This window comes from Paracraurococcus lichenis, assembly GCF_030657435.1.
In the GTDB taxonomy this organism is placed as follows: domain Bacteria; phylum Pseudomonadota; class Alphaproteobacteria; order Acetobacterales; family Acetobacteraceae; genus Paracraurococcus; species Paracraurococcus lichenis.
The window spans coordinates 26,384-40,180 of the sequence record NZ_JAUTWS010000018.1 but is presented as its reverse complement, the minus strand read 5'-3'; the positions used below and the strand labels follow the sequence as shown (position 1 = coordinate 40,180).

Below are 13,797 nucleotides of genomic sequence, written 5' to 3'. Positions count from 1 at the left end.
CTCCCTTGCGGCAGCCGGCTTGGCGCCGGTCTGCCGGGGAGCATGCGCCACGCCCGCCGCCCCGCGCCACCCCCATCGCGCGGGCGCCGGAGCGTGGGCCCCGCAATCAGTTCAGCTTCAGCCCGAGCTTGCGGATCATCGCCCTATCCTCCTCCACCTGCCGGCGGACGAAGGCCTGGTATTCCTCCGGTCCCTTCAGCATCACCGGCATGTCGAAGCGCTCCAGGATCGCGAGATGCGCGGGGTCCTGCAGCGCGTCGCGGAAGATGTCGTGGATGGCGCGCACCAGGCCGGGATCCATGCCCTTCGGGCCGCCGATGCCGTAGGGAGAGGCGCTGACGATGTCGATCCCGACCTCGCGCAGCGTCGGCGCATCGGGGAAGCGCTTCGCGCGCGCCTCGCCCCAGGTGACCAGCAGCCGGGCGCGGCCATCCTCGACCAGTTGCGCCCAGCCGCTGCTGTCGGCCAGCGCGTCGATCTGGCCGCCGAGCAGCGCGTTCATGTTCTCGGCGAAGCCGCGGAAGGGGACATGGGTCCAGTCGATCTCGCGGTCGGAGGCGATGCGCTCCATCGTCAGGTGCAGCGAGGTGCCGATGCCCGGCGTGCCGTAATTCACCTTGCCCGGATTGGCCTTGGCGTAGTCCAGGAACTCCGGGAAGGTCTTCCAGGGCGCATCGGCGCGCACCACGACACCGAAGAGATAGCCGCAGAGATGCACGATGTAGGTGAAGTCGTTCACCGGGTCGTACATCGGCCGGCTGGACATCAGTGGCGTGCGGAAGACCGAGACGGGCATCTGCCCCAGCGAGTAGCCGTCCGGCTTGTCGTTCAGCATCGCCTGGGCGCCGAGGATGCCGCCGGCACCCGACTTGTTCTCCACCACGACAGGCTGCCCGGCGCGGCGGGAGGCCGCGTCGCACAGCGCGCGCATCTGCACATCCGTGGTGCCGCCCGGAGCCCAGGGGACGTACATGCGGATGGGCCGCGCGGGATAGGGCGCCTGGGCTATGGCAGGCCTGGCGAGCGCGGCGGCGCCGAGCGCGAGCGTCGCGCGGCGGCGGAGGCGAAGGGTCATGGCGGTTCTGCTCCCGGATGCGCCGGCGTCGCGGCGCGGCGGCGGTCGGATGCACCCATCCGGCGCCGCCGGCAAGCGGCGCCGGGTGCCGCGCCATGACAACGGCCCGGTCTGCCGACCGGGCCGAGCGCCCGAACGGGCGCCGCGCCGGATGGCGCGAAGCCAAGCGAACCGGAGGTTCGCGCCCGGCGTCTGAGGGGCCCCTGAACGTGCCAAGGTTCAGGGGCGTCGGTATCAGATCGCGCGGAAGAAGTACTCGCCCAGCGTCTTGAAGCCGAGGCGGAACAGCACGATCGTGTTCGCGGGATAGAGCGTCTGCGTCGTCGGGTCCTGGGCGAAGCGCTTGATGAAGCGGCCCTCGAGGATGAAGCACTCGTCCTCGTAGCCGACGAAGCCCTGGGCCAGCACCGGCCGGTCGATCTTGAGGTCGTACTTGCCGGAGACGCCGGCACGCCAGTACTGCCCGATGCGGCCGCTGACGCCGAGGCTGATCTCGTCGCGCGTGCGGATGGTCCCGCCGACTTCCGGGATCAGGTAGGGCAGCGGCACGGAATGCAGGTAGCCCGCGGAGAAGGTGGCCGGCCCGACCGTCAGGTTCGCCACCGTATCCGTCAACTGCGTCACGAAGGGCTGGTCGGGGTCCGTCCGCACGCGGCCGATCGTCTCGAGCCAGGGTGTCGGCGCCACGCGCAGCCGCGCCACCCAGGCGGAGGCGCGCTTGTCGAGGCCCGATCCGGGATAGGGGTTCTCCTGCCGGAAGTCGTCGTCCATGCGGTAGGAGCGGCCGACCAGCCCTTCGACCTGGCCGCCATTCGGGAAGTCCCAGGCGCCGCGCAGCGCGGTGTCGATGCGGGTGCCGCCCTCCTGCCGGTCGCGGCCGGTGAAGCGGTTCAGGGCGAAGAGATTGGCGTCGGTGAACTCGAAATCGACGCTGTCCTCGTTCGGCACGCTGCGCTGCGGGCCCTGGCGGGGACCCGTCACGAACTGCACATGCGGCTCGATGGTCTGGGTGCCGTACTCGCCGGCGCTGCGGACGAAGGGCATGCGCCAGTCCACCGCGGCGCGGAGATTGCCGACGCCGCGCGTGCCATTGGCGTCCGGCAGGTTGGTCGGCGGCTCCTGCTGGCCCTGGGCGCGGTAGCCGATGGCGTCGCCTTGCAGCCGGAAGGTCCAGAGGCTGCCGAAGGGATCGACCTCCGGCCGCTCCCAGCGGGCGCGGGTGGCGATGCGCTGGGTCTGGCTGCCGATGTCGCGGTAGATGCCGAGGATGCCGGCATCCAGCGTCAGGTTGCCGCCCAGGATCTTCTCGCGCGGCGCCCGCTCGACATAGATGTTCGGCAGGACATAGGGCACCTGCCGCGTGTCGTCGACGCTCCGCAGGCCCTGATAGGCGCGGGCGTCGAAGCGGGCATAGCCCTCGGTGCCCCAGAAGCCCTCGGTATAGACCTGGCTGGTCAGCACCCGGCGGTATTCGTAGCGGAAGGTCCGGAGGTAGAGCTCGGAACTCGCGCGGTTCAGGTCGAAGCCGGCGCGCCAGTTCTCGTCGACCGTGAAGCGGCCCTTGAGGAAGATATGGCCGGCCAGGTCCTCCCGGCCGCCCGCCGCCTTGCCGGAGGTGTCGTTGCCGTTGAAGCCGCCGACCGAGGCGCTGCCCTGGATCTCGCCGAAATTGAAGAGCTTGCGGTATTCGAGGCCGAGATTCGGATATTGCCGGTCGGAGAAGATCGGCGTGATCGTCAGGTCCGAGGTCTGGTCGATCGCCCAGAAATAGGGCGTCTCGCCGAACAGGCCGAGGAAGCGGGTATAGCCGACCGTCGGGAAGAGGAAGCCCGAGGCGCGCGGCGTCGACGGGTCGGGGTGCGAGAGATAGGGCGTGTAGAGCACCGGCACGCCGAACATGCGCACGGTGGCGTCGCGGTAGGAGATCCGCAGCGCCTCCTTGTCCTGCGTCGCGCGGCGCGCCTGCACCTGCCAGAGCGGCGGCGCGGTCGGGTCGTCCTTGCAGAGGTCGCAGGAGGAATAGACCACCCGCGCCAGCTCGTTGATCGTGCCGCCGGTGCGGCGGGCGCCGTTCGCCGCCATCTTGCCGTTGGCGGCCAGCAGGGCGCGCACGCCTTCCAGCACGCCGTCGCGGAAGCGGTCCTTCAGCTCGGCTTCCTCGGCGAAGAGCACGGTGCCGTCCGGCTCGAGGAGCTGGACATTGCCCTTGGCGGTCGCGACCCCGGTGTTGCGGTTGTAGGTGAAGACATCGGCGCGCAGCAGCCGCTCGCCCTGCCAGGCCTCCACCTTGCCGCGGGCGGTGACCACGCCGGTCTCCCGGTCGTATTCCACCTCGTCGGCGGTGAAGGTGACGGGCGCGTTCGGGTCCTGCCGCGGGCCGCTGCCGCCGAGGCCGGCGAAGGGCTCGATGCGCTGCGGCCGGCTGCCCGTCGCGCCGGGCAGCGGCGTCGGGTCGCGCGGCGTGACGGTCGGCTGGTCGTATTGCGCGAGGGCGGCGCCGGGCAGCCCGGCCAGCAGGAGCAGCAGCGCAGGCAGGCGGAGGTGGCGCATCCGGTCCGGCACGGGGCTCATCCATCCTCCAGGTGCAGCAGCAGGGCGAGGGCGAGCAGCAGGCCGGCGACGGTGGGCGCCCAGGCCGCGAGTTCCACCGGCAGCGTGCCGGCCTCGCCGAACTCGCTGGTGATCTTGTCGAGCACGAAGAGCGCGAAGCCGGCCGAGACGCCGGCGCCGATCATCTGCGCGACGCCGCCGCGGCGCGAGGGCCGCATGGAGAAGCCGGCGGCGAGCAGCGCCATGGCGACCGCCAGCACCGGCAGGGCCAGCAGGCTCTGGAAATGCAGCTGGTGCCGCACGGCGGAGAAGCCGGCCGCCTCCAGCACCGCGATGAAGCCGGGCAGCGCCCAGAAGGAGAGCGTGTCGGGCGAGGCGAAGCTGTTCTCGATCCGGTCCGGGGTCAGGTCGGTCGGGAAGAACAGGGTCTCGGGCCGGCCGGCCGCGCGTCCCGTGAGGAAGGTGATGCTGTCCTCCAGCATCCAGCGGCCGGGCTGCAGCCGGGCGCGCGGCGCCTCGATCCGCGCCAGCGGCCGGTCGGACGAGGCGAGTCGCCAGAGGCTGACATCGGTCATCTCGAAGCCGGCCGGCCGGTCCCCGGGGCGCGCCGCGACCGGCCGGCCCGAGAGGATGGCCACCCCCTGCGGGTCGAGTCCCCGGTCGGCCTGACGCAGCCAGAGCCTGCCGCCGGCGATGGCGGTCAGGCCGGCGCTGTTGCGGAGATAGGCATAGTCCATCCGCTCGGCCCGGGCGAGCATGGCCGAGGAGAGCGGCGAGACGGCGGCGGTGCCGATCACGCCGAAGAGCAGCGCGACGAGGACCGGCCCCGAGAGGAAGCCCCAGGCGGAGATGCCGGCGGCCCGTGCCACCACCAGTTCCGAGGAGCGGGTGAGGCGCCAGAAGGCCAGGATGCCGCCGAGCAGGATGGCGAAGGGCAGGATCTGCAGGGCGACGAAGGGCAGGCGCAGCGCGGCGATGCTGGCGACGAGCGCGAAGCCGGCATCCGGCCTTGTCGCGGCGCGGCGCAGCAGCTCGATGAAGTCGAAGAGCGCGACCAGCAGGGTCAGGCCGGCCAGCATGGCGAAGGTCGCGCCGAGGAAGCGGCGCGCGACATAGAGGGTGAGCGTGGTGGCGAGGGTCATGCCGGCCCCGGCCCGGAGGCATGCTGGGCAGGCGGCCGCACGCGCCGGCGGAACAGGCCGTAGGGCAGGCCGGGCATGTCGGCGAGGACCCAGCACGCCACCAGCCCCGGCGCCAGGGCGTTCAGCCAGATCAGCGGGATCATGGCATTCTGCCGCGCCGCCAGGTTGTTGGTCATCAGGCCGAGCGCGAGGAGCACCACCACCACGGCGATGCCGGTGAAGAGCCGGAGGCCGCCGCCATGCCGGCGGAACTGGCCGGTCAGCGCCGTCGCCAGCGCGACCAGGCCGAAGCCGATGGCATTCAGCGGCGAGGCGAGGCGCTGATGCGCCTCCGCCCGAAAGCGGCGGAGGTCGCGGTCGGGCACGTGGTCGGCGGGGTCGGGGTGCAGCAGCTCGTCCAGCGTGCGTTCCTGGGCATTGCGGTAGCGCTCCCCGCCCTCCCCGCTGCCGCGGCCGGTGCGGGCGAGGTCGACGCTGTTCTCGGAGAAGGAGAGGACGTTGAGCCGGGTGGTCGGCGGCGTGCCGGGCGCCGCGCCGGCGGGCGGCGGCACGCGCTCGATCTGCTGGCGCTCGCCGTTCATCAGGGTCACGCGCGGGCCATTGGGGCCGGGGGTGATGCGGCCGGCCTCGGCCAGGATGGTGACGGGGGCGCCGCGCTCCCGCGCATCGTGCACCAGGATGCCGCGCAACGTGCCGTCCCGGTCGCGGTAGCGGGCATAGACCGTCAGGTCGTCGCCAATGGAGGAGAAGACGCCCTCCTGCACCAGGATGGCGGCGAGCTGGTTGCGGATCTCGAATTGCCAGGCCCGGAAGGCGGCCTGGCTGGCCGGCACCAGCCAGAGGTTCAGCCCGTAGCAGGCCATGACCGCGACCAGGGCGAGGCCGAGGGCCGGGCGGGCGAGGCGCCATTGCGAGAGGCCGGCGGCGCGCATGACCACCAGCTCGCGGTCCGAGGAGAGGCGGACATAGACAAACAAAGTAACAACGAAGGTGGTGATCGGCAGGATGACGGCGAAGAAGCTCGGCAGCAGCAGGCCCGTCAGCTCGATGAAGACGAGGAAGGAGAGGCCACGGTCGAGGACCAGCTCGATGAAGCGCAGCGACTGCGTCAGCCAGACCAGGGCCGCGAGCCCGATGGTCACGGCGAGGAGGGCCACGGCGAGCTGGCGGAAGATGTAGCGGTCGAGACGGGTCATGGGGCCGGCGGCACCCTAGCGAGGGCGGGGGGCCGGGGAAAGCGGCGGCGGCCCGGGATGTTGCGATGCTGCCGCAGGTGTGGCGCGGGGGACGGGGCCCCGGGGGCGGGCGGCGGTCAGGCCGGGGGCAGGTCGTCCTCGAACAGGGCGGCGAGGTCGAGGGTCAGCCCGGGCGGGTCGAGCACGAGGGCGCCGCTCCGGAGGATTCGGGTGGTGATGCCTCCCGCCTCATCCCGGGCATGGTGGATGATGGTCCGGCGATCGGTGCGCAGCATCAGGTAATGCATCACGGAGGGGATCCGGAAGTAGTCCTCCAGCTTCGCGCCCGCATCGGTCGCGGCGGTCGAGGGCGACAGGACTTCGACGACGATCAGCGGATCGGGGACGATGATCGTCCCGCGCGGCAGGCGGCTGCCGCAGCGGACCAGCACGTCGGGCATGTAGACCGTCCCGTCATCCACGCGGACGGCCACGCTGTCGACGATGGCCTGGCAGGGCAGGCGCGCGCGGCGGATCGCGTCTCGAAGCGCCGCATAGGCCGTGCCCTTCACTTCGCCATGCTCGATCCGCTCCGGCGACATCGCCACCGGCTCCCCGGCCACGAGTTCGCCGCGGAAATCCGTCCGGTCGGCCCAATCGATGAACTCATCGGCCGTCATGCGGCGCTGCGGGGCGGCGTTCACGGCATCGGACCTCCGCCGCCCAATATAGGGCGCGGCCGCCCGTTACGGCAGCACCTTCCCCGGGTTCATCAGCCCCTTTGGGTCCACCGCCGCCTTGATCCGCCGCATCAGGTCGAGCTCCGCCCCGCCGCGCCAGTCCTCCATCATGTCGGTCTTGAGCCGGCCGATGCCGTGCTCGGCCGAGAAGCTGCCGCCGAGGTCGCGGACCACCGCGTTCACCGTCTCCATGATGTCGTGGCTGCGGGCGAGGAATTCGGCCGGGTCCATGCCCACCGGCTGCTCCAGGTTCATGTGGATGTTGCCGTCGCCCATATGGCCGAAGGGCACGGGACGGACGCCCGGGATCAGCGCCCGGCAGGCCTCGGAGGAGCGCCGGATCAGCTCCGGGGTCCTGGAGACGGGCACGGAGACGTCGTTCTTCACGCTCGCCCCCTCGCGCTTCTGCGCCTCCGGGTGCTCCTCGCGGATGCGCCACAGCGCATGCCGCTGCGCCTCGCTCTCGCCGATGGTGGCGTCGAGCACCTCCCCGGCCTCCAGCGCCTCCTCCAGCACCGCCTCGAGCAGGCCGCGCAGCCCGGCTTCGGGGCGGGAGGAGGCAAGGTCCACCAGGACGTAGTGGTCGAAGCCCGGCAGCGGGACCGTGCCGCCCTCGATGTGCTTCGCGTAGAAGCCGACGCCCTCGCCCGACATGTATTCGAAGGCACGCACCGCGCCCTCGTCGCGGTCGCGGAAGCGGCGGAAGAGGGCGAGGGCCGCATCCTCGTCCTGCACGGCGCAGAGCGCGACCTCGGTCTCCCGCGGCCGGGGGAAGAGGCGCAGCACGGCCGCGGTGACGAAGCCGAGCGTCCCCTCGGCGCCGACGAAGAGATGCCGCAGCGCGTAGCCGGTATTGTCCTTCCGCAGCCGCCGCAACCCGTTCCAGACCTGCCCGTCCGGCAGGACGACCTCGAGCCCCAGCATGAGGTCGCGGGCATTGCCGTAGCGGACCGTGGTATTGCCGCCGGCATTGGTGGACAGCACGCCGCCGACCGTCGCCGTGCCCTCGGCGCCGAGCGAGAGCGGGAAGAGGCAGCCGGCCTCGGCAGCCGCGTCCTGCGCCGCCTTCAGCACCAGGCCCGCCTCGGCGGTCATGGTCATGTCGAGCGGGTCGATGTCCCTGACACGGTTCAGCCGGGCGAGCGAGACCACCACCTGCCCGCCGCCCTCGTCCGGCGTCGCGCCGCCGACCATGGAGGTATTGCCGCCCTGCGGCACCAGCGGCGTGCCGGCGGCGGCGCAGAGCCTGACCGCCGCGGCCAATTCCTCGACCGAGCCGGGGCGGATGACGCAGGGCGTGCGGCCCCGGTAGAGGTTCCGCCAGTCCGAGAGGTGCGGCGCCAGGTCGGCCGGGTCGGTCAGCAGCCCGCGCGGGCCGAGCAGGGCCTGCAGGCGGTCGAGCAAGGAAGGGGGCAGGGGCTGGTCGTCGGGCATGGCGGGACTCGTGAGCCGGACGGGCGTCCAGGTCAATTGCGCCGGAGGGGATGACGCGACCGACATGATCGGGCATAGGGGCCGCATGGTCCGCCGCGCGCCCTGGCTGTCGGTCGTGCTGGCCCTGCTGCTGTCGCTGCAGTGGGGGGCGGCCTTCGCGCATTGCCTCGCACCGCTCGCGGCCACCGCCGCCGGCCAGGCGGTCGAGATCTGCACCGCCGAGGGCATGCAGACCATGCTGCTCGGGGAGGATGGGCAGCCCCAGTCCCCCACCCCGCATGCGCATGACAGCTGCCCGCTCTGCCCCGGCGCCGCCGCCCCGGCGGCGGAGGCCCCGGCCCTGCCCGCGGCACCGGTCCGCTACGCCGCCCTGGTGCCGCCGCCGGTTGCCGGCCTGCCGCCCGCGCCGGCCCGCGCGCCGCCGCAACAGCCCCGCGCCCCGCCCCTCGCCTGACGCCCGCGCCCGCCACGCCGCCCCGCGGCGCGGCCTTCCGTCGTCAGGAGATCCCGCATGCCATCGCTTTCGCGCGCCCGGAGCGGCGCGCTGCTCGCCGCCCTGCTCCCCGCCGCCGCCCTGGCCCAGGCGCCCGAGCCCAGCGCCACCCTGCCGGAGCTGCAGGTCATCGGGCAGGCGCCCGGCTCCCTCACCGTCCCGCCGGTCGCCGAGCAGCGCCGGCAGGTGGAGCAGGCCCCCGCCGCGGTCCGCTTCATCGAGGCCGGGGAGTTCCAGAACCGCCGCGCCTTCACCCTGCGCGACGTCCTCGCCGATACGCCGGGCGTCTTCGTGCAGGAACGCTATGGGCAGGAATTGCGCCTCTCGATCCGCGGCTCCGGCATCGCCCGCGGCTTCCACCTCCGCGGCATCGAGGTGCTGCAGGACGGCATCCCCGTGAACCTCGCGGACGGGTCGGGGGATTTCTACCAGATCGATCCTCTCGCCAGCCAGAGCGTCACGGTCCATCCCGGCGGCAATGCGCTGCCCTTCGGCGCCTCGACCCTCGGCGGCGCGGTGAATGTCGTCACCCCGACCGCACGGACGGCGGAGGCGGAGACCATCCTGCGGGCGGAGGGCGGGACATTCGGCACCTGGCGCCTCTCCGGCCAGGTCTCCCGTGTCTGGGACGACTGGGATGCGCTCGCCAACCATTCCCATGCCTCGAGCGATGGCTGGCGGCAGCACAGCCGCGGCAGCTACGACCAGTTCAACGCGAATCTCGGCTACCGCATCTCCGACAGCATCGAGACGCGCTTCTATGCCGGCGTCTACGAGACGCGGCAGTTGCTGCCCGGCGCGCTCAGCCTCTCGGATGCGCTGAACGACCCGCGCAAGGCGAACCCGCAGGCCGTCTCCGGCAACCAGGCGCGCAACATCTGGGCGGAGCGCTTCGCCAACCGCACCACCGTGCGGCTCGATGCCGGGCAGATCGACGTCGACAGTTGGGTCGTCCACAAGCGGCTCTACCACCCGATCTTCCAGGTGATCGACCAGGACGGCCTGACCTGGGGCGTCGCGCCACGCTGGACGCACGGCTTCACCGTCGCGGGGTTGCGCAACGACCTCGTCATCGGCGCGCGCTACTTCGCCGGCACCAACGACGCCGACCAGTACGTGAACAACCGCGGCTCGCGCGGGCGGCAGACGCTCTCCTCCGTGCAGCGGGCGCAGAATTACGAGGCCTATGCCGAGAACCGGCTCTGGGTCCTGCCGAGCCTGGCGCTGGTCGCCGGCGCCAAGGCGCTGCGGGACGAGCGGGACTACGAGGACCGCGGCCGCGGCCTCACCTCCTCGCGCGGCGCCGTCTCGCTCGGCCGGACCTATGACGGGATCAATCCCAAGATCGGCCTGCTCTGGCAGCCGCGGCCGGAGGTGCAGGTCTTCACCAACCTGACGCGCAGCCAGGACGTGCCGGACTTCTCCGACCTGACGCAGACCGTGCGCGGCATCACCGGCTTCGTGCCGCTGCAAGCGCAGCGCGCCTGGACGGTGGAGGTCGGCACCCGCGGCCGGCTGGACCGGATCGGCTGGGACCTCACGCTCTTCCGCTCCAACATCAACGGCCAGTTGCTGCAATTCTCGACCGACCCGAGCGTGCCGGCCTTCACCCAAAATGCCGGCACCACGGTGAACCAGGGCGTCGAGTTCGCGCTGCACGGCGACCTGGTGCGCGACCTGGCGGCGGCGGGCGACCGGGTGACGCTCGGCCAGGTCTGGACCTTCAACGACTTCCGCTTCCGCGGCGACCCGCAATATGGCGACAACCGCATCGCCGGCCTGCCGCCGCATGTGCTGCGCACCACCCTCACCTATGCCCAGCCCGACCGCTTCTTCGTCCGGCCGGCGCTGGACTGGGTGCCGCAAGGCGCCTGGCTCGACTATGCCAATACGGTGCGCGCCAACAGCTATCTCAAGCTGGGGCTGGAGGCGGGCGTGACCGTCGGGCCGGGCGTCACGCTCTTCCTCGATGCGCGCAACCTGACGAACAAGCGCTACATTTCCGATGTCACCACCATCGCCGATGCGCGCGCGCCGGGGGCGAACACCACCATGTTCTACCCGGGCGACGGGCGCAGCCTCTATGCCGGGACGCGCATCGCCTTCTGAGGCCGCGCCGGACCGCCGCGCCGCGGGCCGTTTCCGCCCGGCGGCGCGGCGGCTACACGGCGGATTGACGCGCGGGCGGGGCTGCGCGGTTTCCCCGCGGCGGCGCCCCATGCGATGCCGACGCAACCAGGATGGAGCACCGCCATGCAGGACCTGACCGATACCGCGCGCCGGCGCCTGGAGGAGATCGCCGCGCGCCAGGGCGTCAGCCCGGAGGCTGCCGGGACGCTGCTGCGGGCGCTCGCCGCCGGCGGCGGCAGCATGGCGCAGTTCAGCCATCCCGAGCTCGGCGGCATGGGCCAGTGGAGCCAGGGCGGCATGCTGATGATCGGCGACATGTTCAACAACGCGCTGAAGGCGCGGGTGGACGCGCTGGCGCAGGACCTGGCCGGGCTGCTGCGGGAGATGCCGGTCTTCGCCCCGCCGGCAGCCCCCTCCGCGCCCGGGACCGGCGGCCAGCAGCAGTGGCAGGGCGGCGGCGGCATGGGCTTCGCGCCGTCCAACTGGTGGCCGGCGGAGCTCGGCGCGCCGGCGTCCTCGGGCGGGCAGAACGACATGCGCTATGCGCATTTCCCCGAGGCCGGCCGGCTCGCGGTGCAGCAGGGCGGCGTCACGCGCCTCTACGACACGGGCAACCTGCAGATCTACGGCGTGTCGCAGCAGCAGGGCTTCGGCCAGTCGCTGCGCTTCTCCACCAGCCAGGGCGAGGTGCGGCTGGAGGACCTGCGGCCGCTCGACGCCCCGGGCCAGCAGCAGCAACAGCCGCAGGAGCCCCCGCCGGCACAGGGCCGGGCGCCGGCGGCCCCGGCGGCGGGCGGCGAAAACCCGCTGGCGATGCTCGAGAAGCTCGGCGAGCTGCACCAGCGCGGCATCCTGACGGATGCGGAATTCGCGGCGAAGAAGGCGGAGCTGCTGGCGCGGCTATAGGCTGATTCATGGCCGCTCAATTCCGGTCAAACCGGCCGAATTCGCTTCAGCGGCGCTGAGTCCGATCCGGCCCCAATTCGGCGCAGGCCAGGTTTTCCGCGGCTTCGGCCGCGGCGGGTTTTATTTTTGAGGAATTTTACGGCCGCCGCGCCCCTGCCATCCCGGGCCATGGGCGCGGCCCGGGCCTTGACAATATTCCTATAGTCCGGCGGGCGCGAGGGCGCAAGCGCGGCGTGCCCGGTCCCGGCCGGGAGACCGCCGGCCGGCAATCCGCCCTGGCCGTGAACCGCCGGCGCGGCACCCCTCCCTGCGCCGGAGAAGGGCGGCATCCGGACCCGGCGGGCCGGGCCCGCGACGGCAGCCCTCCCCTGGAACAGGCGCCATCCCGGCGGGCTATCGGCCGTCGCCCGTCCGCTTTCCGTCCGGCCGCGCCGCCGCGCGCGCCTCCTGCATCTCGGCGCGCAACCGCTCCGCCTCGCGGCGCTCGGCCTCGGCCTCCGCCCGCAGCCGCTCCGCGTCGACGCGCAGCGCCTCGGCGATCTGCCGGACTTCCTCGCGGATCCTGTAGATCTCCTCGCGGGCCTTGCGCACCTCCTCGCGCGCCGTCCGCACCTCCTCCGCCGCCGCGCGCGCATCCTCGGCCACGGAGCGGCCGACCTCGGCCACCTCGCGCCCCTCCTCGCCGGCGTGCCGCGCCGTCTCGGCCAGGACCCGCTCCCGCTCCGCCGCCTCCCGGTCCGCCTCGGCGGCGGCCTGCCGCTCCGCGGCGCGCGCGCGCCGCATCTCGGCGCCACGGTCCTGGGCCTGCGCCGCAACCTCCGGACCGGGATCATTGCCCTTCCTGTCGTCCGACATGCGCCCCTCTCTCTGCAACCGCGCGGCGCCCCGCGCCAGCAAGGCCTGGCTCGCGGCGAGGCGGTGCTGGCTCTCCGCGACGCGCGCCCGCATCCGCTGCAGCATAGCCCGCATGGCCGCCAGCCTGGCGTCGATGCCCTCCCGGTCCGCCATCCGCCACCGCCCACCCCGCGGGTCGCTCCCGCGGCGCCCCGACAACGCGCGGCGTCTCATGGCGGCCAATAGGAGTGCCGGCCGGCATGATCGCTTGTTCATGCACAGCCGCCATGGCAACCGGAAGAACCGGGGCGTCCTGGATGGGAGGACGCCGCGCCACTCACGCCGGTGGCGCTGCCGCCGCGCGGGTGGACGGCCTGGCGATGCCGGGTCCCGGCGCCGCGCCTCCGATCCAAAGCATCAGGGGTGCCGGCTCCGGGGTTCCGCGCCCCTCTCGGGGTCCGCGCCGCGCCAGACCGCGCGCCGCGCCTCGGGCGGCAAGCCCCTGGCGCCCGCCACTCAGAGTTGCACGCCGCGGGTCAGCGCCCCGTCGATCACCAGGTTGGTGCCGGTGGTGAAGGACGAAGCAGGGCTCGCCAGGAAGACCACGCCGCGGGCGATCTCCTCCGGCTTCGCCATGCGTCCCGTCGGGTTCAGCGCCAGGGCTTCCTTGAAGAGGGCCGGGTTGTTGGTCTCGATCCACTGCCAGATCCCGCCCTCGAAATAGGTATTCCCGGGCGAGACGGTATTGGCGCGGATCCCCTTGCCGGCCAGGCGGAAGGCCAGCCCCTGCGCATAATGGACGAGGGCCGCCTTGAAAGCGCCATAGGCCGGGCCGGTGAAGTCGATCTCGCGGCCGGAGACGCTGCTGACCGCGGTGATGGAGGCCGCCTTCGACTGCTCGAGATAGGGCATCGCCGCGTTCACCACGCGGACGGTGTGCATCATGTCCGTCTCGAAGCCCGCCTTCCAGGCAGCCTCGTCATCGGTGACCGCGAGGGCGGAGACATTGGCGACGACGATGTCGATGCCGCCGAGCGCCGCGGCGCTCGCCGCCACCCAGGCCTCGAGCGCCGGCTTGTCCGCGACATCGACCGCCTGGCCGAAGGCGGTGACGCCCCTGGCCCGCAGCGCGGCGACGGTCGCCTCCACCTCGGCGGCGTTGCGGGCGCAGATCGCGACATGCGCGCCCTCATCGGCGAGGATCTCGGCGCAGCGGCGGCCGATGCCCTTGCTGCCGCCGGTGACGATGGCGCAGAGGCCCTTCAGTCCGAGGTCCATGGTCGTGCTCCCCCTCTCGGTGTCCTGCGCAATGCAAGCA

11 protein-coding genes are annotated in these 13,797 nt (G+C 72.6%); 3 read left to right on the top strand and 8 right to left on the bottom strand.

Annotated elements, in window-relative coordinates; genetic code table 11:
* Window positions 1-106 precede the first annotated feature (106 nt).
* The 6 genes from Q7A36_RS19060 to Q7A36_RS19035 form a co-directional block, all read right to left on the bottom strand.
* Complete coding sequence (locus tag Q7A36_RS19060; protein ID WP_305105324.1) at window positions 107-1,075, bottom strand: tripartite tricarboxylate transporter substrate binding protein; 969 nt, start codon at window positions 1,073-1,075, stop codon at window positions 107-109.
* A 234-nt stretch (window positions 1,076-1,309) separates the two neighbouring features.
* Window positions 1,310-3,646 carry an LPS-assembly protein LptD gene (locus Q7A36_RS19055; RefSeq protein WP_305105323.1) on the bottom strand — a complete coding sequence of 779 codons (2,337 nt, stop codon included), beginning with the start codon at window positions 3,644-3,646 and terminating at the stop codon, window positions 1,310-1,312.
* Window positions 3,643-4,767: an LPS export ABC transporter permease LptG gene (gene lptG, locus Q7A36_RS19050; protein ID WP_305105322.1), complete on the bottom strand. Its 1,125-nt coding sequence runs from the start codon at window positions 4,765-4,767 to the stop codon at window positions 3,643-3,645. Before lptG ends, Q7A36_RS19055 begins: the two co-directional genes overlap by 4 nt.
* Window positions 4,764-5,963: an LPS export ABC transporter permease LptF gene (lptF, locus tag Q7A36_RS19045; protein ID WP_305105321.1), complete on the bottom strand. Its 1,200-nt coding sequence runs from the start codon at window positions 5,961-5,963 to the stop codon at window positions 4,764-4,766. The genes lptG and lptF overlap by 4 nt, the downstream gene beginning before the upstream one ends.
* A gap of 116 nt (window positions 5,964-6,079) precedes the next feature.
* Complete coding sequence (locus tag Q7A36_RS19040) at window positions 6,080-6,646, bottom strand: Uma2 family endonuclease (protein ID WP_305105320.1); 567 nt, start codon at window positions 6,644-6,646, stop codon at window positions 6,080-6,082.
* 42 nt (window positions 6,647-6,688) lie between these two features.
* Window positions 6,689-8,116, bottom strand: a complete 1,428-nt coding sequence (locus Q7A36_RS19035; RefSeq protein WP_305105319.1) for an FAD-binding oxidoreductase — start codon at window positions 8,114-8,116, stop codon at window positions 6,689-6,691.
* A 64-nt stretch (window positions 8,117-8,180) separates the two neighbouring features.
* On the opposite strand from Q7A36_RS19035, the gene Q7A36_RS19030 reads away from it, so the two are divergent.
* The 3 genes from Q7A36_RS19030 (at window position 8,181) to Q7A36_RS19020 (ending at window position 11,645) form a co-directional block, all read left to right on the top strand.
* Window positions 8,181-8,570, top strand: a complete 390-nt coding sequence (locus Q7A36_RS19030; RefSeq protein WP_305105318.1) for a DUF2946 family protein — start codon at window positions 8,181-8,183, stop codon at window positions 8,568-8,570.
* 57 nt (window positions 8,571-8,627) lie between these two features.
* On the top strand, window positions 8,628-10,718 hold the full coding sequence (locus Q7A36_RS19025) for a TonB-dependent receptor family protein (RefSeq protein ID WP_305105317.1): 2,091 nt from the start codon (window positions 8,628-8,630) through the stop codon (window positions 10,716-10,718).
* Window positions 10,719-10,862: 144 nt separating this feature from the next.
* The gene (locus tag Q7A36_RS19020) at window positions 10,863-11,645 is read left to right on the top strand and encodes an SHOCT domain-containing protein (protein WP_305105316.1); all 783 of its coding nucleotides are present in this window, start codon (window positions 10,863-10,865) and stop codon (window positions 11,643-11,645) included.
* Between the two features lie 393 nt (window positions 11,646-12,038).
* On the opposite strand, the gene Q7A36_RS19015 is transcribed toward Q7A36_RS19020, so the two are convergent.
* On the bottom strand, window positions 12,039-12,653 hold the full coding sequence (locus Q7A36_RS19015; RefSeq protein WP_305105315.1) for a hypothetical protein: 615 nt from the start codon (window positions 12,651-12,653) through the stop codon (window positions 12,039-12,041).
* 342 nt (window positions 12,654-12,995) lie between these two features.
* A complete protein-coding gene (locus Q7A36_RS19010; RefSeq protein ID WP_305105314.1) occupies window positions 12,996-13,757 on the bottom strand; it encodes an SDR family NAD(P)-dependent oxidoreductase in 762 nt (253 codons plus the stop codon).
* Between the last annotated feature and the right edge of the window lie 40 nt (window positions 13,758-13,797).